The organism is Aeromonas sp. (genome assembly GCF_050633025.1).
Taxonomy (GTDB): domain Bacteria; phylum Pseudomonadota; class Gammaproteobacteria; order Enterobacterales; family Aeromonadaceae; genus Aeromonas.
The window spans coordinates 1-17,007 of the sequence record NZ_JBODRQ010000080.1; the positions used below are offsets into that span (position 1 = coordinate 1).

The window sequence follows — 17,007 nt, forward strand, 5'->3', positions numbered from 1 at the left end:
CGGCCAGCGCAGCCAGTTCGTCTGCGAAGATCACATCCTCCGGCGAGCGGGCGCTATGGATAAAGCGAATATCGGCATCCGGCCGTTTGGCTAGCTCGTCCCGCAACATGGCCCACATGGGGGTGATGCCGGAACCGGCGCTCAACAGCAGTGGTCGTTCGCAGGGCAAGGCGGTCAGGTTGAAGTCGCCGAACGGGCCATCCACCTGGGTCTCGTCCCCCACTTGCAGGGTCTGGTGCAGATGGTGGGAGACCCGTCCCACATCCTTGATGGTGACCTGCCAGCATGCATCCTGCGGGCTGGAGGAGAGGGTATAGGCGCGGCACTCCGGCTGGCCGTCTATCTCGGTATGCAGGGTGATGCACTGGCCAGCCAGCACGGGAGGGAGGCCGCCAGAAAGCGGCGCCAGCTGCCAGCTCACGACGTCGTGGGTGTTCTGTTTGCGGCCAATGCAGGTGAGCGTGAGAGAGGTCATCACAAGGCTCCTTATGTTTGATAAGGTTTGAAACTGTTTGAAAAACGTCTGGTGAAAAAGCCAGATCCAGAAAAAAGGCGAGCCGGGCGGCTCGCCAAACGCTTACAACATGAGGTGCCGATCAGGCCGCCAGGATCTCGGCCAAGTCAGCCTCGGCCGTGGTGGTCCCTTTCAGACCGAACTGCTCTTCCAGCACCTTGAGCAGCGCCGGGGTGAGGAAGGCGGGGGCGGTCGGGCCGGTACGAATGTCCTTCACCCCGAGGGAGAGTAGGGTGAGCAGAATGACGATGGCTTTCTGCTCGAACCAGGAGAGCACCAGCGTCAGCGGCAGATCGTTGACCCCGCACTCGAACGCGTCGGAGAGCGCCAGCGCCAGCTGGATGGCTGAGTAGGCATCGTTGCACTGGCCCACGTCCAGCAGACGCGGAATGCCGCTGATGTCGCCAAAGTCGAGCTTGTTGAACTTGTATTTGCCGCAGCCCAGGGTGAGCAGCAGGCTGTCGCGCGGCGCCGCCTTGGCAAACTCGGTGAAATAGGCGCGCTCGGCCTTGTCGCCGTCACAGCCACCCACCAGGAAGAAGTGGCTGATCTCTCCGGCTTTGACCTTCTCGATCACCGCGGGCGCAGCCTGCATCAGGGCGTTGCGGGCAAAGCCGATGGTGATGAAGTGCTCGAGCTCGGTGTGCTTGAAGCCTTCCAGCGCTTGCGCCTTGGCGATCACGGCGGAGAAATCATCCCCCTCCAGATGGGTTACGCCTGGCCAGCCGACGATGGAGCGGGTGAAGATACGATCCGAGTAGTTGCCCACATTCGGGTCGATGATGCAGTTGGAGGTCATCACTACGGCGCCCGGGAAGTTGGCAAACTCCTTCTGCTGGTTTTGCCAGGCGGAGCCGTAGTTGCCCACCAGATGGGGGTACTGCTTGAAGAAGGGGTAAGCCAGTGCGGGCAGCATCTCGCCGTGGGTGTAGACATGAATGCCGGTCCCTTTGGTCTGCTCCAGAATGAGCTTGAGATCCATCATGTCGTGGCCGGAGACCAGAATGCATTTGCCGGGGATTGGCGTGACCCTGACCTGGGTCGGTTCCGGGTGGCCAAATGCGCTGGTTTCACCCAGATCCAGCATCTCCATGATTTTGAAGTTGAGTTGACCGATCTCCATGGCGCAGTTGAACAGACGACCCATTTCGCTCGGATCTGTGCTGAGCCAGCTCATGATGCGGTGGAATTCGGCGGCCACTTCGTCACTCTGCTGATCCAGCACCCGGGCGTGCTCCATATAGGCGGCGGCGCCCTTGAGGCCGTAAAGACAGAGCAGACGCAGCCCCATGATGTCCTCGTTCACTTCGTTCTTGCCCCGATTGGGGGCGGCTGGTGCGGCATGGGCAAGTTGTTCCAGCCGCTCGGCACCGGGCTCGAAGTGGGCGGATGACGGCAAGTCGTTGACCTGCACCGCCATGGCGGTCAGACGATCGGACAGCTGCTGGCGATAAGCGAGGGCCTGATTGACGTAGGCCACGATGCGATTCGAGTCGAAGTTGACGTTGGTGAGGGTGGCGAAGAAGGCCTTGGGCACGAAGGCATCGATCTCGCGATCTATGACGCCCTGCTCACGGGCGGCCAGCGCCCAGGCGCTAAGACCCTGCAGGGTATAGATCAGCACATCCTGCAGATCCGAGGTTTCCGCCGTCTTGCCGCACATACCTTGTGCGTAGGCACAGCCGTTGCCTGCCGGGGTACGAATTGTCTGTTCACATTGCACACAAAACATCATGTCTCTCCTAATTGGACATTTCAGTTGTCTGTTTTATGGCAATTCTATTCCTCTCGCGAAAAACTTAATAGGCATTCAATTTGCCAATTAAGATTACCTTGATGCAGATCAAAAACAAAAAAAGCCGCCCAAACAGGGCGGCAAGCGGGTGGATAAAAGGAGAGACAACTCAGGTTTGCAACAGAACATAACAATTAGACGGATTGGGCCGTGGTCTGGTCAGGATCTTTCGGCCCGGTACTTACTCAAGCAATCATACGTACGCTGTAGTCGGCTTGGTTCACTATCAGGCCAGATAAGCGCGCAGCATCCAGACCAGTTTTTCCTGCTGCTGCACATAGTCGGAGAGGATGGAGGCAGTGCCCTCATCACCGGCTTCGGCGGCCTGGCCCAGAATACGGCGTTGGGCGACCAGCAGTTCGCGGAAGCTATCCAGCAGGGATTCGACACAGGCGCGGCCATCGTGCAGCCCTTTTTGCTCCGGGATGGCAGAGACTTTCAGGTAGTCGCTGAAGCTGTGCATCGGCACCCCGTCCAGGGTCAGGATCCGCTCGGCCAACGCATCGACTTTCAGCAGCAGGTCGTTGTAAATCTCTTCAAATTTCAGGTGCAGCTCGAAGAACTGGTTGCCACGGATATTCCAGTGGAAGCCACGTACGTTCATGTAGAGGATCTGGTAGCTGGCCAGCAATTTGTTCAACTCGGCTGCCAGGGCTTGTGACTGAGCAGTATCAAGACCAATCGGGCTTTTCATCATTCACCTCCAGATGTGGAAATCGGTTTGAAATTATCTTTCGGAATGCGGTCAGAGTAACGCCTTGCAAAATGCAGGGACAATTGCTTGTGCCTAACTGTTTGATAGCTAATAGCTATCAAACAGTACGCAGCAACAGTGACAATGGGTGAGGATTAGGGGAAGTATTTTTCGAGCAGCGCCATCAGGATGGCCTGACACTCGCGGTCCGGTTCGCTATCGACCTTGCTGGCGCGAAAGTGGAGCTGAAAGGCGCCCATGACGGTGCGGCTCTGCTCATCCCACTGGCCAGTCTGGGGCAGGCCATAGCCATAGCGGGCCAGCTGCTGCTGCCACATGGCCGCATCCCAATCGGGCAATGAACTGGCCAGTAACTCAGCCACCCGACCTTCATCTGGCCAGGCGCCGACTCCGTACGTCAGATAGAGCTGACGCCAGGGGAAGTGTGGGCCGGGATCCTGCTTGCGCTCAGGGGCGATGTCGCTGTGGCCCAACACCTGGGTCGGTGGAATCTGGTAGCGGGCGACCAGCTCTCGACTGATGGCGCCGACGGCGGCAATCTGCTGCGGGGTATAGGGTTGCCAGCGCCGCGCCTCGGGCGGCAGTGGCTCATCTTCTGCTGGATAGCCGAGGTTGACGATCTCGATGCCAAGGGAGCTGGCATTGAGCCCGGCATATTGGTGCCAGCGACTGCGTCCCGCGTGCCAGGCGCGCGCGCTGTCCGGCACCAGCTGATAGACGGTGAGCGGTGTCTCGTTGCTATCGCGGGGGATCAGGTAGTGGGCGCTCACCTTGTGCTCCGGCTCGGTCAAGAGGCGCAGGGAGTTGGCATCGTCTTCGTCGGTGTAGTGGAGGATCAGAAAGGCGATCCGCTCGTTCTGGTTGGCGCTCTGATAGCGGGTCGAGAGCCGGTACTCGGGCGGAGTACAACCATTCAGCAGCAGAACCAGTGGCAGAAGGAAGAGGGGAAGAAGACAGCGCCAGCGCCATCCCCCTGCGACAGCCAGTTTGCTGAGCGTGGGAGGAGTGAGTCGCTGGCACATGTCGAAGGCCCTGTCTGGTCAGTCGCGTGGCTGGTTAGCCGCGGTATTTGGCCGTGAGACCGAGCAGGAAGTTGCGCAGGATCTGATCCCCGCAATCCTGATAGTGCTTGTGATCCCTGGAGCGGAACAGGGCGCTGAGCTCGGACTTGGAGAGGTTGAAGTTGGCCAGCTTGAGGGTCGCGAGCATCTCCTCTTCCTTGAAGTTGAGGGCGATGCGCAGCTTGCGCAGGATCAGGTTGTTGTTGATCCGGTTTGGCACCACCTGGGGGGGCGCTTCTTCCCGCACACCGCGGCGGGTGACGATGAGACCATCGAGGAACTGGCTCAGGGCGGAGTCGGGGCAGGCGGCATAGCCCGCTTCCTGCACTTCTCCCTCGTCGGCCTCTTTCGTTAGCCAGCCGTGCAGTTGGGCATGGTCGATGGCCAGATTGCCCTTGGCAAACATCTCGACCATCTCGTCGTTGCTGATGGTGAGGGCGTAGCGCAGACGGCGCAGAATATCGTTGTTGGTCATGCTGACTCCTGTGTAAACGGCGCAACTTTACCATCTGTCGACCCCCGCGTCAGAAAAAGCGGGGGAACGATATCTCCGGGCGCGTACCAGTCTGGCTCAACTCAGGTAACGTGGCGCCTCCTGGCGCACCAGCTCAAGGGCATCCTGCAGCTCCAGCAGCTCGGGCTCCAGCTCGCTGACCGGCACGCCGTCACGCAGCTGTTGCTCCAGTTGTGACAGCAGTCGTTGCAGACCGGGCACGCCCGAGTAGGCGCAGCCGCCGTTGAGACGGTGGAGCTGGGCCAGCACTTCACTGTCGTTGATGGCACCCGCAAGGGCGGCATCCAGCACAGGTTCCACCTCATCGAAGCTTGCCAGCAGCATGGTCAGCATCTCTCTGGCCAGATCCTCCTTGCCGGCCGCCTGACGCACCGCCAGTGCCCAGTCGATCTGCTGATCGCCGACGATCTGATGACGGCGATGGGCAAAATCGGTGATGAGTCTGGCCAGCATGCTCTCATCGATGGGTTTGGCCAGATAGTCATCCATCCCTTGGCGGATCAGGCGCTCCCGCTCGCCGGGAATGGAGTGGGCGGTCACCGCAACGATCGGCGTCTCGGTATTGAGGGACTGGCTGCGGATCGCTTGGGTGGCGCTGATGCCATCCATGATCGGCATCTGGATATCCATGAAGATGATGTCGAACGGCTGGCTCTGGGCCTGTTTGACCGCCTCCTTGCCGTTTTTGCAGAGCACGACCTGAGTCACCATCTCCCTGAGCATGGCGGCGATGAGCTTGAGGTTGGCGGCGTTGTCATCCACCGCCAGCACCTTGATCGGCTGCAGTTGGCGAGCCGATGGCTGAGCCGGCAGCTGTTGGCGGCTCGCCTCCGGGGTGAGCAGCGCGTGCAGCAGTTTGCGATGGTTGAGCGGTTTGGAGAGACAGTGCTGGGCACCGTGAGCCAGCATCGCCTCGTAGAGCGCCGGCTCGTGGCTGCTGAGCAGCACTATGGTGTTCTGCTGCTGGCCGTTCAGGCTGTCGAGGCAGTCGATCACCTGCTGTGGCGTATGCAGGGTGCTGCTGCCGATGATCACCATCTCCTGCTCGCTCATCTCGGGCCAGGGATCATCGCTGGTCAGTGGGTGCACATCGAGCTGCCACTCCGCTAGCAGCGCCAGCAGTGCGGCGCGAGCAAAGGGGTCCGGTTCCAGCAGCCAGAGCTGTTTGTTGCGGATGCGATCCAGCGGTAGCTGATCGGTCTGGGGCAGGGGAGAGACCTCCACATCCAGGCTGAACGAGAAGATGGAGCCCTTGCCGAGTTCAGATTCGAAGCGGATCTGGCCACCCATCTGCTGCACCAGCTTCTGGGTGATGACCAGACCCAGTCCCGTGCCGCCATAGCGGCGTGAGATGGAGGAGTCGGCCTGATTGAAAGCCTGGAACAGTTGGCGCTGCTGCTCTTCCGAGATGCCGATGCCGGTATCGCGGATCTGGACGTTGAGCTTCACCTTGTGATTGCTGCTGCCGAGCTGTTCGATATGAACATCCACATTGCCGTGCTCGGTGAATTTGATGGCGTTACCGGTGAGGTTGGTCAGCACCTGCTGCAGACGCATGGGGTCGCCGGTGAGGTTATCCGGCACATCGGCATCCACCCGCAGGGAGAGCTCCAGCTGCTTGTCATGGGCGCTGGGGCCGAGCAGGTGCATGGTTTCGTTGAGGGTATCGCGCAGGCTGAAGGGTATATGCTCCAACTGCAGCTTGCCCGCTTCCAGCTTCGAGAAGTCGAGGATGTCGTTGATGATGCCAAGCAGGTTGCGCGCCGATTTCTCGATAGTCTGCATGTAGTCGGTCTGGCTCGGGGTCAGGCTGGTTTTCAGCAGTTGGCGGGTAAAGCCGATGACGCCGTTGAGCGGGGTGCGCAGCTCGTGGGACATGTTGGCCAGAAACTCCGACTTGACCCGCGCAGCCTCCTGCGCCCGCTTCTTGGCCATGTCGAGTTCGACGTTCTGGATCTCGATCTGCTCCAGGGTTTCGCGCAGGTCAGAGGTGGCCTGATCGATATTCTGCTGCATCTCTTCGTGATATTCGGAGAGCGCCTTGGCCATGGCGTTGATGCCGTTTTTCAGCATATCCAGCTCGCCGGTGAGCTGGCCGCTGACCCGGGTATCGAGCCGCCCCTCCCTGATCTTGTGCACCGCCTGTACCATGTTGGTGATGGGCTGGGTCACGCTCTTGACCAGACGGAAGCCAAACAGGGTACTGAATGCCACCCCGATGAGCACCATGATCACCGCAAAGAAGGTATCGCGGTACTGCAGCAGCATGGCCCTATCGGTCGCCATCTGCATCGAGATGTAGCCGATCATCGGCGGCTCCACATCGCTGGGCAGCGGGAAGCCATCCAGACTTGTTTCAGCCTGGATCGGGGTGCGCAAAATGATGTCGTCCCCCTGAAACGTCACGCTGGTCAGATCCGGAATGGGCTCGCCATCGGGTAGTCTGAGCCGGGTGAAATCCCTGTGGTAGTTGGACGTCACGAACAGCTGGTTGTCCTGGGTGAAGACAGCGATGGACTTGATGAAGGGGGAGTTCTTGCGATGGGTCAGGCCAATCAGCCGCTTGAGGGATTCGCGACTGTGCTGGGTCATACCATATTCACTGGCGATGGCCAGTGGCTCTATGATGTTGATCCCTTGATCGATCAGGTTGTTTTCCAGCTGCTGGTAGCGATGGAAGGTGAAGTAGCCGGCCATCAGGCCACCGATGATCAGGGTGGGTAATATGGTAAATGCCAGCACCCGCGCCCGAAGGCCGTATTTGGTCATACTATTATTCTTGTGGGACAATAGCCTGCTGCAGATTCCACAATCATGACATAGCCACCTATAGGCACCAAGTTTTATGGCCCAGTTTTTCAAGCCCCAAAAGAAATCCACCCAGCCCCAACGCATTGAATTTACGGTAGACACCCTCGATCACCACTGTGTCGGGATCGGTCGTCATCAAGGCAAGGCGATCTTTGTTGAAGGGGCGCTGCCCGGCGAGATCATCAAGGCCCGCATCACTGAAGACAAAAAGCAGTATGGCCATGCCGCTCTGCAACAGGTGGTGACACCGGCCGCCAACCGCATTGCCCCCTTCTGTAGCCACTACCGCGAGTGCGGTGGTTGCAGCGCCCAGCATATGTCGGTGGCGGATCAGCAGGCTGTCAAGGCGGCCGGGCTGGTCAATCTGTTCGAGCGTCTTGGCAATATCAGTGCGCCAGCACTGGAGCCGGTGCTGACTGGTGAGGCGCGTGCCTATCGCCGGGTCTGCCGGCTGGCCATCAAATTCGACAAGAACGGTCGCTGCACCCGGGTCGGTTTCCGCCGCCGCAACAGCAACGATCTGGTGGAGATCGAAGGGTGCCCGGTACTGGCCGAGCCGCTCTCTGCGCTGATTGCCCCGCTGCGTGGGTGCCTCAATCGCCTCAAGAGCCAGCGCGAGCTGGGTCATGCCGAGCTTATCCAGGCCGAGCAGGGGATCATGATGCTGCTGCGTCACACCAGCCGCCCCAATGAGGCGGATCGCGCCCTGCTGGTGGAGTTTGCAAAGGCACAGGGAATCGACCTCTATCTGCAGGCGGCCGATGATCGTATCGAAGCGCTGCAGCAACAATTTTCCCCATCCTATTCGCTGGATGGCCTGTCTCTTGCATTTGCACCCGGTGATTTCATTCAGGTCAACGGCCCCATCAACCAGAGCATGGTTGAGCAGGCGCTGACATGGCTCGGTGCGAACAAGGATGACAAGGTGCTCGATCTCTTCTGCGGCATCGGCAACTTCACCCTGCCGCTGGCCCGTCAGGCTCGCGAAGTGGTGGGTGTTGAAGGTGAACTGGCCATGGTGGCGCGGGCCGAAGAGAACGCCCGTCGCAACGGCATCAGCAATGCCCGTTTCTACAAGGCCGACCTGAGCGATGACATCGTCGGCATGTCCTGGGCGCGGGAAGGATTCGATCTGGTGCTGCTGGATCCGGCTCGCCCCGGTGCGCTGGAAGTGATGGGACACGTCGTGAAACTTTCACCCAAGCGGGTGGTCTACGTCTCCTGTAATCCGGTGACGCTGGCACGCGATAGCCAGGTACTGGTGAAGGGGGGTTATCGACTGGTACGGTTGGGCATGCTCGACATGTTCCCTCACACCGGCCATCTGGAGTCTATGGCGCTGTTTGAACGGGGCTAGCGAGTGCTCATCAGCAACCTGAACTGAAGCTGTTTGAGCAGACGTGATTGGGGTAACCTAGCCCCTCGTAATTCGGCTGGGCCTGCTGGAGAGACCTATTGTTTTTTTTGACAATATGTCTTGAAACTCTCTCCGGAAATCCCCATTTGAGGCGATCTCACAAGGGGTGAAAGTGACTACTTTCGGCCAAATACTTTAAAGGATTGATACCATGGTTGCGGTTCGCGATATTCATTTGAAAGACAACTTCACCCTGGAGGAGTGGGTCAGCTCGCTCATCCTGAGTGACAGTGACAAGGAGCAGTTGCGAACCGTCTACCAGTATTGTCTTACGTTGGGTGACGAGGCCCTTACCAGCAAGCTGCTGGTGCGCGGCATCGAGATGGTGGGCATCTTGCTGATGCTCAGCATGGATATCGGTACCCTCAAGGCCGCCATCATCTATCCCTTTGTCGAAGCCGGTCTCATCAGCCAAGAGCGGATGGACGAGGACTTCGGGCCCAAGATCGCCAAGCTGGTGGAAGGGGTGCTGGAGATGGAGGCCATTCGCTCCCTGCAGACCCTTCATCGCAGCGAAACCTCGCCGGAGCAGGTCGACAATGTGCGCCGCATGCTGCTCGCCATGGTCGAGGATGTTCGTGCCGTGGTGATCAAGCTGGCCGAGCGGATCGCCTGCCTGCGCGAGGCCAAGAAAGCGGATGAAGAGACCAGGGTGCTGATGGCCCAGGAGATCACCAACATCTATGCGCCACTCGCCAACCGGCTCGGCATTGGCCAGCTCAAGTGGGAGCTTGAAGATCTCGCCTTCCGTTATCTGCACCCGGAAACCTACAAGCAGATCGCCAAACAGCTGGATGAGAAGCGGCTCGATCGGGAGCGCTACATTCAGGAGTTTGTGCGCTCTCTGCGCGATGCGCTGAAAGAGGCGGGGGTTGAGGCCGAGGTCTACGGCCGGCCGAAACATATCTACAGCATCTGGCGCAAGATGCAGAAGAAGCACCTCGAATTCAACGAGCTGTTTGACGTGCGCGCGGTGCGGGTGGTGACCAAGCGGCTGCAGGATTGCTACGCGGCGCTCGGTATCGTCCACACCCATTTCCACCATATTCCCCGCGAGTTTGACGATTACGTTGCCAACCCCAAACCCAACGGCTACCAATCGATCCACACCGTTGTGGTGGGGCCGGAGGGCAAGACGGTCGAGATCCAGATCCGTACCGACCAGATGCATCAGGATGCCGAGCTTGGCGTCGCGGCGCACTGGCGCTACAAGGAGGGGCAGCAGGCTGGCGGCAAGGCCAACACCTTCGAAGACAAGATCGAGTGGCTGCGCAAGCTGCTCGCCTGGCAGGAAGATCTCTCCGAGAGCGGTTCCCTGCTGGAAGATCTGCGCAGTCAGGTGTTCGAGGAGAGAGTCTACGTCTTCACCCCGAAAGGGGATGTCATCGACCTGCCGGCTGGCGCCACCCCGCTCGACTTTGCCTATCACGTCCACAGCATGATCGGCCACCGCTGCATCGGCGCCAAGATTGACGGTCGCATCGTACCTTTTACCTACGCGCTGCAGACCGGCGATCAGGTGGAGGTGATCACCCAGAAGGAGCCGAACCCAAGCCGCGACTGGATGAACCCCAACGCCGGCTTCCTGCGCTCCAGCCGGGCGCGGGCCAAGGTGGCGACCTGGTTCAGAAAACTGGATCGGGACAAAAATATCGTGGCCGGTCGCGAGCTGTTCGAGAAGGAGCTGGATCGCCACAACCTTAGCATGTCCAAGATCGACAAGGGCAACATGCTGCGCCGCTTCAATCTGGAGAGCACCGACGATCTGCTGGCCGGTATCGGCAGCGGTGATATCCGCATCAACCAGGTGCTCAACTATCTCGACACCTGCTACAACAAGCCGACGGCGGAAGAGGAAGACCGCCGCCTGCTGGAGAAGCTGGAGCAGAAGGCCAATGCGCCGATGCGCCACAAGCCCAAAGATCACATAGTGGTGGAAGGGGTTGGCAACCTGATGACCCATATCGCCCGCTGCTGTCAGCCGATCCCGGGCGATGCCATTCAGGGCTTCATCACCATGGGGCGCGGCGTATCCATCCACCGGGAAGATTGCGAGCAGTTGAAAGAGCTGTCACGGCGCAATCCGGAGCGGCTGATCGATGCGGTGTGGGGGGAGAACTACTCCGGCGGCTATGGCCTTACTATCCGGATCATCTCCAACGATCGCTCCGGGCTGCTGCGAGATATCACCACAGTGCTGGCCAACGAGAAGATCAATGTGATGGGGGTTCGTTCGCGCTCCAACGTGCGCGAACAGACTGCCGAGATCGACATGGAGTTGGAAATTTACAACATCAACGCCTTCAACCGGGCGTTGGCCAAGCTCAGTCAGCTTAACGACGTGATCAGCGCCAAGCGGCTTTGATAGCGAACCGACCGGCCCCAGTGGCCGGTCTGTATTTATGACCCTTTTTGAACAAATCGAAAGCGAATATCCCATGTCCCAACGTTACGACCTCTCCCAACTGCTCGACATGAGATTGCTCGACTGCGCGGCCTGATGTCGCTTCATCCCCATTTAACGAATCGAAAGTGAGTAGCCCATGTCTCAACGTTACGAACTGCCCCAACTGCTCGATATCATGGCTCGTCTGCGTGACCCGCAAAACGGCTGCCCATGGGATCTTAAGCAGAGCTTCCAGAGCATAGTGCCGCACACTCTGGAAGAGGCCTATGAAGTGGCTGACGCCATCGAGACCGAAGATTGGCATGGGCTGAAAGGGGAGTTGGGAGACCTGCTGTTTCAGGTGGTGTTTTACGCCCAGTTGGGTAAAGAACGGGGACTGTTCGACTTTGCCGATATCGTCGATACGGTGAGTGAAAAACTGATTCGCCGTCATCCCCATGTGTTTTCCGATGCAGATCTTGCCAACGAGCAGGCGGTAAAAGCGAACTGGGAAGCAGAAAAGGCCAAAGAGCGGGCGGCCCTCGACAAAGAGAGCGTGCTGGACGATATCCCGCTCTCGCTGCCGGCCTTGACCCGCGCCGCCAAAATTCAGAAGCGCTGTGCCACCGTCGGTTTTGACTGGAAGACGTTGGGGCCTGTGGTGGACAAGATCCACGAAGAGATCGACGAGGTGATGGAAGAGGCATTGATGGCCGATGTGGACGAGGCGCGGGTGAGCGACGAGCTCGGCGACCTGCTGTTTGCCACCGTCAATCTGGTGCGTCATCTGGGCAAGGATCCGGAGCAGGTGCTGCGGGGTGCCAACGCCAAGTTCGAACGTCGTTTTCGTCAGGTTGAGCAGATAATCGCCGCAGAAGGCTTGAAAATGACCGATTGCACCCTCGAGAAACTCGATGCCGCCTGGGATAAGGCGAAGGAAACCGAGCAAAGTTGATTTGGCGCAAGATGGGGCGGTCAGGAGCCTGATAAATTTTTGCTCATTGTTTGGGAGAGGGGTTTTTGGTATACTGTTTCCCCGTCCTGCTTCATCCCCGAAGCACCCCTTAAAAATCCCTAAACTTCTTTCAGGTTCAGCATGACGACCAAATATATTTTTGTTACTGGTGGTGTTGTTTCATCCCTCGGCAAAGGCATTGCCGCAGCATCTCTGGCAGCCATTCTGGAAGCCCGTGGTCTGGATGTGACCATCATGAAACTGGACCCGTATATCAACGTGGATCCGGGCACCATGAGCCCGACCCAGCATGGTGAAGTGTTCGTAACCGAGGACGGGGCCGAAACCGATCTGGATTTGGGCCACTACGAGCGTTTCATCCGCACCAAGATGACCCGTCGCAACAACTTTACCACCGGCCGTATCTACGCCGATGTACTGCGTAAAGAGCGTCGTGGCGACTATCTGGGTGCCACCATTCAGGTTATCCCGCACATCACCAACGCCATCAAAGAGCGGGTGATTGCCGGTGCCGAAGGCCATCAGGTTGCCATCGTCGAAGTGGGCGGTACCGTAGGTGACATCGAGTCCCTGCCGTTCCTCGAAGCCATTCGTCAGCTGGCTGCAGAAGTGGGTCGCAACAACGCCATGTTCATGCACCTGACGCTGGTTCCTTACCTGGCTGCTGCCGGTGAGGTGAAGACCAAGCCGACCCAGCACTCCGTCAAAGAGCTGCTCTCCATCGGTATCCAGCCGGATGTGCTGATCTGCCGCTCCGACCGTGCCATTCCGGCCAACGAGCGCGCCAAGATCGCCCTGTTCTGCAACGTGCCCGAGCGCGCCGTCATCTCCATGAAAGACGTCGACTCCATCTACAAGATCCCGGCCCTGCTCAAGTCCCAGAATCTGGACTCCTACTTCACCGAGCGTTTCGGTCTGGAGTGCAAAGAGGCTGACCTGTCCGAGTGGGAACAGGTTATCTACGAAGAGGCCAACCCGACGGGTGAAGTGACCATCGGTATGGTCGGCAAGTACGTCTCCCTGCCGGACGCTTACAAGTCCGTCAACGAGGCGCTCAAGCACGGTGGTCTCAAGACCCGTCACTCCGTCAACATCAAGTACATCGACTCTCAGGATATCGAGACCCGTGGCGCCGAGCTGCTGGAAGGTTTGGACGCGATCCTGGTGCCGGGTGGCTTCGGTGAGCGCGGCGTGGAAGGCAAAATTCTGGCGGCCCAGTATGCCCGCGAGAACAAGATTCCCTACCTGGGTATCTGCCTCGGCATGCAGGTTGCCATGATCGAATTCGCTCGCAACGTCGCGGGCATGGAAGGGGCTCACTCCTCCGAATTCAAGAAAGATTGCGCGTATCCGGTCGTCGGCCTCATCACCGAGTGGGTGGATGAAGAGGGCAACGTCGAGACCCGTACCGAGAAGTCCGATCTGGGCGGTACCATGCGTCTGGGTTCCCAGCTCTGCCACCTGGTCGAAGATTCCAAGGTGCGTCAGATGTACGGCAGCCCGACCATTTACGAGCGTCACCGTCACCGTTACGAGGTCAACAACAAGCTGCTGCCGCAGATTGAAGCGGCAGGTCTGAAAGTGACCGGTCTCTCCGCCGACAAGAAGTTGGTGGAAATCATCGAGATCCCGGATCACCCCTGGTTCGTGGCTGCGCAGTTCCACCCGGAGTTCACCTCTACTCCTCGTGATGGCCACGCTCTGTTCGCCGGTTTTGTGAAGGCGGCAGGCGAGTATCAGAAGCGTAATTTGAAGTAATTGAAAATAAATGCGGTTGGGGCACTGTGCCACAGCCGCTTTTTTTGGCATATTTTTGTTGTTTTTTTACGAAACCTGAGGAAATACACATGTCCAAGATCGTTAAAGTGATCGGTCGTGAAATCATCGACTCCCGTGGTAACCCGACCGTTGAGGCCGAAGTTCACCTGGAGGGTGGTTTTGTTGGTATGGCAGCTGCTCCGTCTGGCGCGTCCACCGGTTCCCGCGAAGCGCTGGAACTGCGTGACGGCGACAAGAGCCGTTTCCTGGGTAAAGGCGTGCTGAAAGCCCTCGAAGCCGTAAACGGCCCGATTGCTCAAGCTCTGCTGGGTAAAGATGCCAAGGACCAGGCCACCGTTGACCAGATCATGATCGACCTCGACGGTACCGAGAACAAATCCAAGTTTGGCGCCAACGCCATCCTGGCTGTTTCCCTGGCTAACGCCAAAGCTGCCGCTGCTGCCAAAGGCATGCCGCTGTACGCCCACATCGCCGAGCTGAACGGCACCCCGGGTGTTTACTCCATGCCGCTGCCGATGATGAACATCATCAACGGTGGTGAGCACGCCGACAACAACGTCGACATCCAGGAGTTCATGATCCAGCCGGTTGGCGCCAAGACCCTGAAAGAAGCTGTCCGCATGGGCGCTGAAGTGTTCCACAACCTGGCCAAAGTGCTGAAGTCCAAGGGCTACAACACTGCTGTTGGTGACGAAGGTGGTTTCGCTCCGAACCTGAAATCCAACGCCGAAGCGCTGGAAGTTATCGCTGAAGCCGTTGCCGCTGCCGGTTACAAACTGGGTACCGACATCACCCTGGCTATGGACTGCGCTGCTTCCGAGTTCTACGACGCAGAGAAGAAAGAGTACAACCTGAAAGGCGAAGGTCGCATCTTCTCCTCCAACGGTTTCTCCGACTTCCTGGCTGATCTGACCGCCAAGTTCCCGATCGTCTCCATCGAAGATGGCCTGGACGAATCTGACTGGGAAGGTTTCGCCTACCAGACTGCTGAACTGGGCAAGAAAATCCAGATCGTGGGTGACGACCTGTTCGTAACCAACACCAAGATCCTGAAGCGCGGTATCGACAACGGCATCGCCAACTCCATCCTGATCAAGTTCAACCAGATCGGTTCCCTGACCGAAACTCTGGCTGCCATCAAGATGGCCAAAGACGCTGGCTACACTGCCGTCATCTCCCACCGCTCCGGTGAGACCGAAGACGCGACCATCGCCGACCTGGCTGTTGGTACCGCTGCTGGCCAGATCAAGACCGGTTCCATGAGCCGTTCTGACCGTGTTGCCAAGTACAACCAGCTGATCCGTATCGAAGAAGCTCTGGGTGCCAAAGCTCCTTTCCGCGGTCTGAAAGAAGTTAAAAACCAGGCTTAATTTGCTGGTTTGCCAGCCTCGGCTGGAATGAAAAAAACCGGAACCCTTGGGTTCCGGTTTTTTTATGGCTGCTGTTCGAGCCAGCCTTGCAGATGCTGCACAAACAGCGCGGGCTGCTCGATGGGGTAGAGGTGCCCGGCGTGTTGCACCTGCAAGCGCTCGCAGGCGGGAATGGCGTTGCCAATAGCCTCGCAGACTAGCGCAAACAGCGCTCTGGTATCTGCGCCCTGCACGATGCAGGTGGGTATGTTGAGCATGGCAAGGCGCTGCGGTGACCAATCTGGCCGCTCGCTCTGGCTCAATTGTTTGGGCAGGCTATCGGCTTCTGCCAACTGCGCCTGCTGCCACTTGAGCGGTTGTGCAGCAAAATAGCCTGCATAACCACCCGAACCATCGATCAGGGTCGCCACGGCCTCTTGCAGCAAGCCTTCCGCAACCTGGCCAAACACGGGACCAAACATGGCACCTGCATCGGTCATAAAGGCAGCGATCCCCTGTTCATCGAGGGCACCCGGGCAGCCTGGCTCCACCAGATAGAGGCTTATGAATTGCTCCGGAGCCATCAGGGCAGCGGTCAGGGCAACATCCGCCCCCGTATGACCAGCCCGCCAGATGCACTGGCCCGCACGGCAATTGTTCCAGCAGGGCAAGCAGATCACTGGCGTGAGTCTCCAGACCAAATGGCCCGTTTTTGCCCGTCTCGCCAAAGTGGCGCAGGGTGGGAGCATAGACGGTGTAGTGACGTGAGAGCTGCTCGATATGTTCGAGCCAGAGGGTATGGTTGGCCAGCGCGCCATGGATCAGCAGCAACGGCTCGCCCGAACCGACCTGCAGGCAAGGCAGCGGGCTGTCATTGACGATAAAGGTGTGAGTCTGTGATTGCATATCAACGCCTCCCCGGCGTGTCATAAGAGCACAAGAGTATATGACAAGCGCCCTGTGGTCGGTAAGTGGGCGCATTCAGGCTGGCGCTAGCCACTATAAGCAAAAGTTGGGTCATTATCGGAAAATCCATAAATCCAGCTTATAGTGGCACCGACGAGCCTTGGGTTGCATCAGGGTGACGGATACAAGCCCCACAAGGGGATCTTCCGATCCTTGGTGATGTATTGGCGGGGATATTCGCGATTGTCCGAATACGCTGCGCTATTCGAACCTACGGGCTATAAGTTACAAAAAAATGTCGGTTAATGATTTTATAGATAAGATCGGTGTGCTAAGGAATAAATTCCAAAATTTGCAACATCTAGCAATCACAGGTGGAGAACCATTTCTTCATCATGATATTGTTGATCTTTTAAAGATATCATCAGCCTTATTTAAATTTATTTCAATTACCACAAATGGTACTATCTTCAATCAAGAGGTATTTGAGTTTATAAAAAAATAGAAACATCCAATTAATAATATCTTTGGATTCATACAGCCAATCGAAACATGATAACATCAGGGGGCGAGGAGCGTTTAACAAAACAATTAAAACAATGTCTATCTTAGATGATAATAAAATTGAATATTTAGTCAATATGACGATTACAAATGAAAATATTGACGACATCCCACACACTATTTGTAGTTTGAAACACAATCATTCTTCCTTATTAGACTTGAGCATTTCTTTAGCAAAACCAAATGGTAGAGCAGCGCCAGACCTGGTAAATAAAAATAC

General features: G+C 57.8%; 15 protein-coding genes. 7 read left to right on the forward strand and 8 right to left on the reverse strand.

All coding sequences use genetic code 11. From position 1 onward, the window contains the following. The 6 genes from ACRAUW_RS11710 to barA all read right to left on the reverse strand — a co-directional run. The coding region (locus ACRAUW_RS11710; RefSeq protein ID WP_431362419.1) for an FAD-binding oxidoreductase at positions 1-475 on the reverse strand (475 nt) is incomplete at its 3' end. Positions 476-596: 121 nt separating this feature from the next. After that, positions 597-2,246 carry a hydroxylamine reductase gene (gene hcp / locus ACRAUW_RS11715; RefSeq protein ID WP_431362431.1) on the reverse strand — a complete coding sequence of 550 codons (1,650 nt, stop codon included), beginning with the start codon at positions 2,244-2,246 and terminating at the stop codon, positions 597-599. Positions 2,247-2,535: 289 nt separating this feature from the next. Continuing rightward, the gene (locus ACRAUW_RS11720; protein WP_005362843.1) at positions 2,536-3,003 is read right to left on the reverse strand and encodes a Dps family protein; all 468 of its coding nucleotides are present in this window, start codon (positions 3,001-3,003) and stop codon (positions 2,536-2,538) included. A gap of 155 nt (positions 3,004-3,158) precedes the next feature. Then, positions 3,159-4,046, reverse strand: a complete 888-nt coding sequence (locus tag ACRAUW_RS11725) for an N-acetylmuramoyl-L-alanine amidase (RefSeq protein WP_431362420.1) — start codon at positions 4,044-4,046, stop codon at positions 3,159-3,161. A gap of 34 nt (positions 4,047-4,080) precedes the next feature. After that, the gene (locus ACRAUW_RS11730; protein ID WP_431362421.1) at positions 4,081-4,560 is read right to left on the reverse strand and encodes a DUF1456 family protein; all 480 of its coding nucleotides are present in this window, start codon (positions 4,558-4,560) and stop codon (positions 4,081-4,083) included. 96 nt (positions 4,561-4,656) lie between these two features. Next, complete coding sequence (gene barA, locus ACRAUW_RS11735; protein WP_431362422.1) at positions 4,657-7,368, reverse strand: two-component sensor histidine kinase BarA; 2,712 nt, start codon at positions 7,366-7,368, stop codon at positions 4,657-4,659. 76 nt (positions 7,369-7,444) lie between these two features. On the opposite strand from barA, the gene rlmD reads away from it, so the two are divergent. The 5 genes from rlmD to eno all read left to right on the forward strand — a co-directional run bounded on the left by rlmD (position 7,445) and on the right by eno (position 15,338). Continuing rightward, positions 7,445-8,767, forward strand: coding sequence for a 23S rRNA (uracil(1939)-C(5))-methyltransferase RlmD (gene rlmD / locus ACRAUW_RS11740; protein WP_431362423.1), 1,323 nt, complete (start codon positions 7,445-7,447; stop codon positions 8,765-8,767). 211 nt (positions 8,768-8,978) lie between these two features. Beyond that, the gene (relA, locus tag ACRAUW_RS11745) at positions 8,979-11,192 is read left to right on the forward strand and encodes a GTP diphosphokinase (protein WP_431362424.1); all 2,214 of its coding nucleotides are present in this window, start codon (positions 8,979-8,981) and stop codon (positions 11,190-11,192) included. Between the two features lie 178 nt (positions 11,193-11,370). Beyond that, a complete protein-coding gene (gene mazG / locus ACRAUW_RS11750) occupies positions 11,371-12,168 on the forward strand; it encodes a nucleoside triphosphate pyrophosphohydrolase (protein ID WP_431362425.1) in 798 nt (265 codons plus the stop codon). A gap of 141 nt (positions 12,169-12,309) precedes the next feature. Next, positions 12,310-13,947, forward strand: a complete 1,638-nt coding sequence (gene pyrG, locus ACRAUW_RS11755) for a glutamine hydrolyzing CTP synthase (protein ID WP_005335584.1) — start codon at positions 12,310-12,312, stop codon at positions 13,945-13,947. A gap of 89 nt (positions 13,948-14,036) precedes the next feature. Next, positions 14,037-15,338, forward strand: a complete 1,302-nt coding sequence (gene eno / locus ACRAUW_RS11760; protein ID WP_431362426.1) for a phosphopyruvate hydratase — start codon at positions 14,037-14,039, stop codon at positions 15,336-15,338. A gap of 62 nt (positions 15,339-15,400) precedes the next feature. Here eno and ACRAUW_RS11765 read toward each other — a convergent pair whose 3' ends face one another. Both ACRAUW_RS11765 and ACRAUW_RS11770 read right to left on the reverse strand, forming a co-directional pair. Next, positions 15,401-15,901: an alpha/beta fold hydrolase gene (locus ACRAUW_RS11765; protein ID WP_431362427.1), complete on the reverse strand. Its 501-nt coding sequence runs from the start codon at positions 15,899-15,901 to the stop codon at positions 15,401-15,403. Next, positions 15,837-16,223 carry an alpha/beta fold hydrolase gene (locus ACRAUW_RS11770; protein WP_431362428.1) on the reverse strand — a complete coding sequence of 129 codons (387 nt, stop codon included), beginning with the start codon at positions 16,221-16,223 and terminating at the stop codon, positions 15,837-15,839. The genes ACRAUW_RS11765 and ACRAUW_RS11770 overlap by 65 nt, the downstream gene beginning before the upstream one ends. Before the next feature lie 295 nt (positions 16,224-16,518). On the opposite strand from ACRAUW_RS11770, the gene ACRAUW_RS11775 reads away from it, so the two are divergent. Together ACRAUW_RS11775 and ACRAUW_RS11780 are read left to right on the forward strand one after the other, a co-directional pair. Beyond that, a complete protein-coding gene (locus ACRAUW_RS11775) occupies positions 16,519-16,728 on the forward strand; it encodes a radical SAM protein (RefSeq protein WP_431362429.1) in 210 nt (69 codons plus the stop codon). A gap of 94 nt (positions 16,729-16,822) precedes the next feature. Continuing rightward, positions 16,823-17,007 (forward strand): hypothetical protein (locus tag ACRAUW_RS11780; protein ID WP_431362430.1); only part of this gene is annotated, 185 nt, incomplete at its 3' end.

Excerpts from the sequence above, each read along its gene's own strand:
- hcp (WP_431362431.1), bottom strand. The coding sequence starts at position 2,246 with ATGTTTTGTGTGCAATGTGAACAGACAATTCGTACCCCGGCAGGCAAC.
- ACRAUW_RS11720 (WP_005362843.1), bottom strand. The coding sequence starts at position 3,003 with ATGAAAAGCCCGATTGGTCTTGATACTGCTCAGTCACAAGCCCTGGCA.
- ACRAUW_RS11725 (WP_431362420.1), bottom strand. The coding sequence starts at position 4,046 with ATGTGCCAGCGACTCACTCCTCCCACGCTCAGCAAACTGGCTGTCGCA.
- ACRAUW_RS11730 (WP_431362421.1), bottom strand. The coding sequence starts at position 4,560 with ATGACCAACAACGATATTCTGCGCCGTCTGCGCTACGCCCTCACCATC.
- barA (WP_431362422.1), bottom strand. The coding sequence starts at position 7,368 with ATGACCAAATACGGCCTTCGGGCGCGGGTGCTGGCATTTACCATATTA.
- rlmD (WP_431362423.1), top strand. The coding sequence starts at position 7,445 with ATGGCCCAGTTTTTCAAGCCCCAAAAGAAATCCACCCAGCCCCAACGC.
- relA (WP_431362424.1), top strand. The coding sequence starts at position 8,979 with ATGGTTGCGGTTCGCGATATTCATTTGAAAGACAACTTCACCCTGGAG.
- mazG (WP_431362425.1), top strand. The coding sequence starts at position 11,371 with ATGTCTCAACGTTACGAACTGCCCCAACTGCTCGATATCATGGCTCGT.
- pyrG (WP_005335584.1), top strand. The coding sequence starts at position 12,310 with ATGACGACCAAATATATTTTTGTTACTGGTGGTGTTGTTTCATCCCTC.
- eno (WP_431362426.1), top strand. The coding sequence starts at position 14,037 with ATGTCCAAGATCGTTAAAGTGATCGGTCGTGAAATCATCGACTCCCGT.
- ACRAUW_RS11765 (WP_431362427.1), bottom strand. The coding sequence starts at position 15,901 with ATGGCTCCGGAGCAATTCATAAGCCTCTATCTGGTGGAGCCAGGCTGC.
- ACRAUW_RS11770 (WP_431362428.1), bottom strand. The coding sequence starts at position 16,223 with ATGCAATCACAGACTCACACCTTTATCGTCAATGACAGCCCGCTGCCT.
- ACRAUW_RS11775 (WP_431362429.1), top strand. The coding sequence starts at position 16,519 with ATGTCGGTTAATGATTTTATAGATAAGATCGGTGTGCTAAGGAATAAA.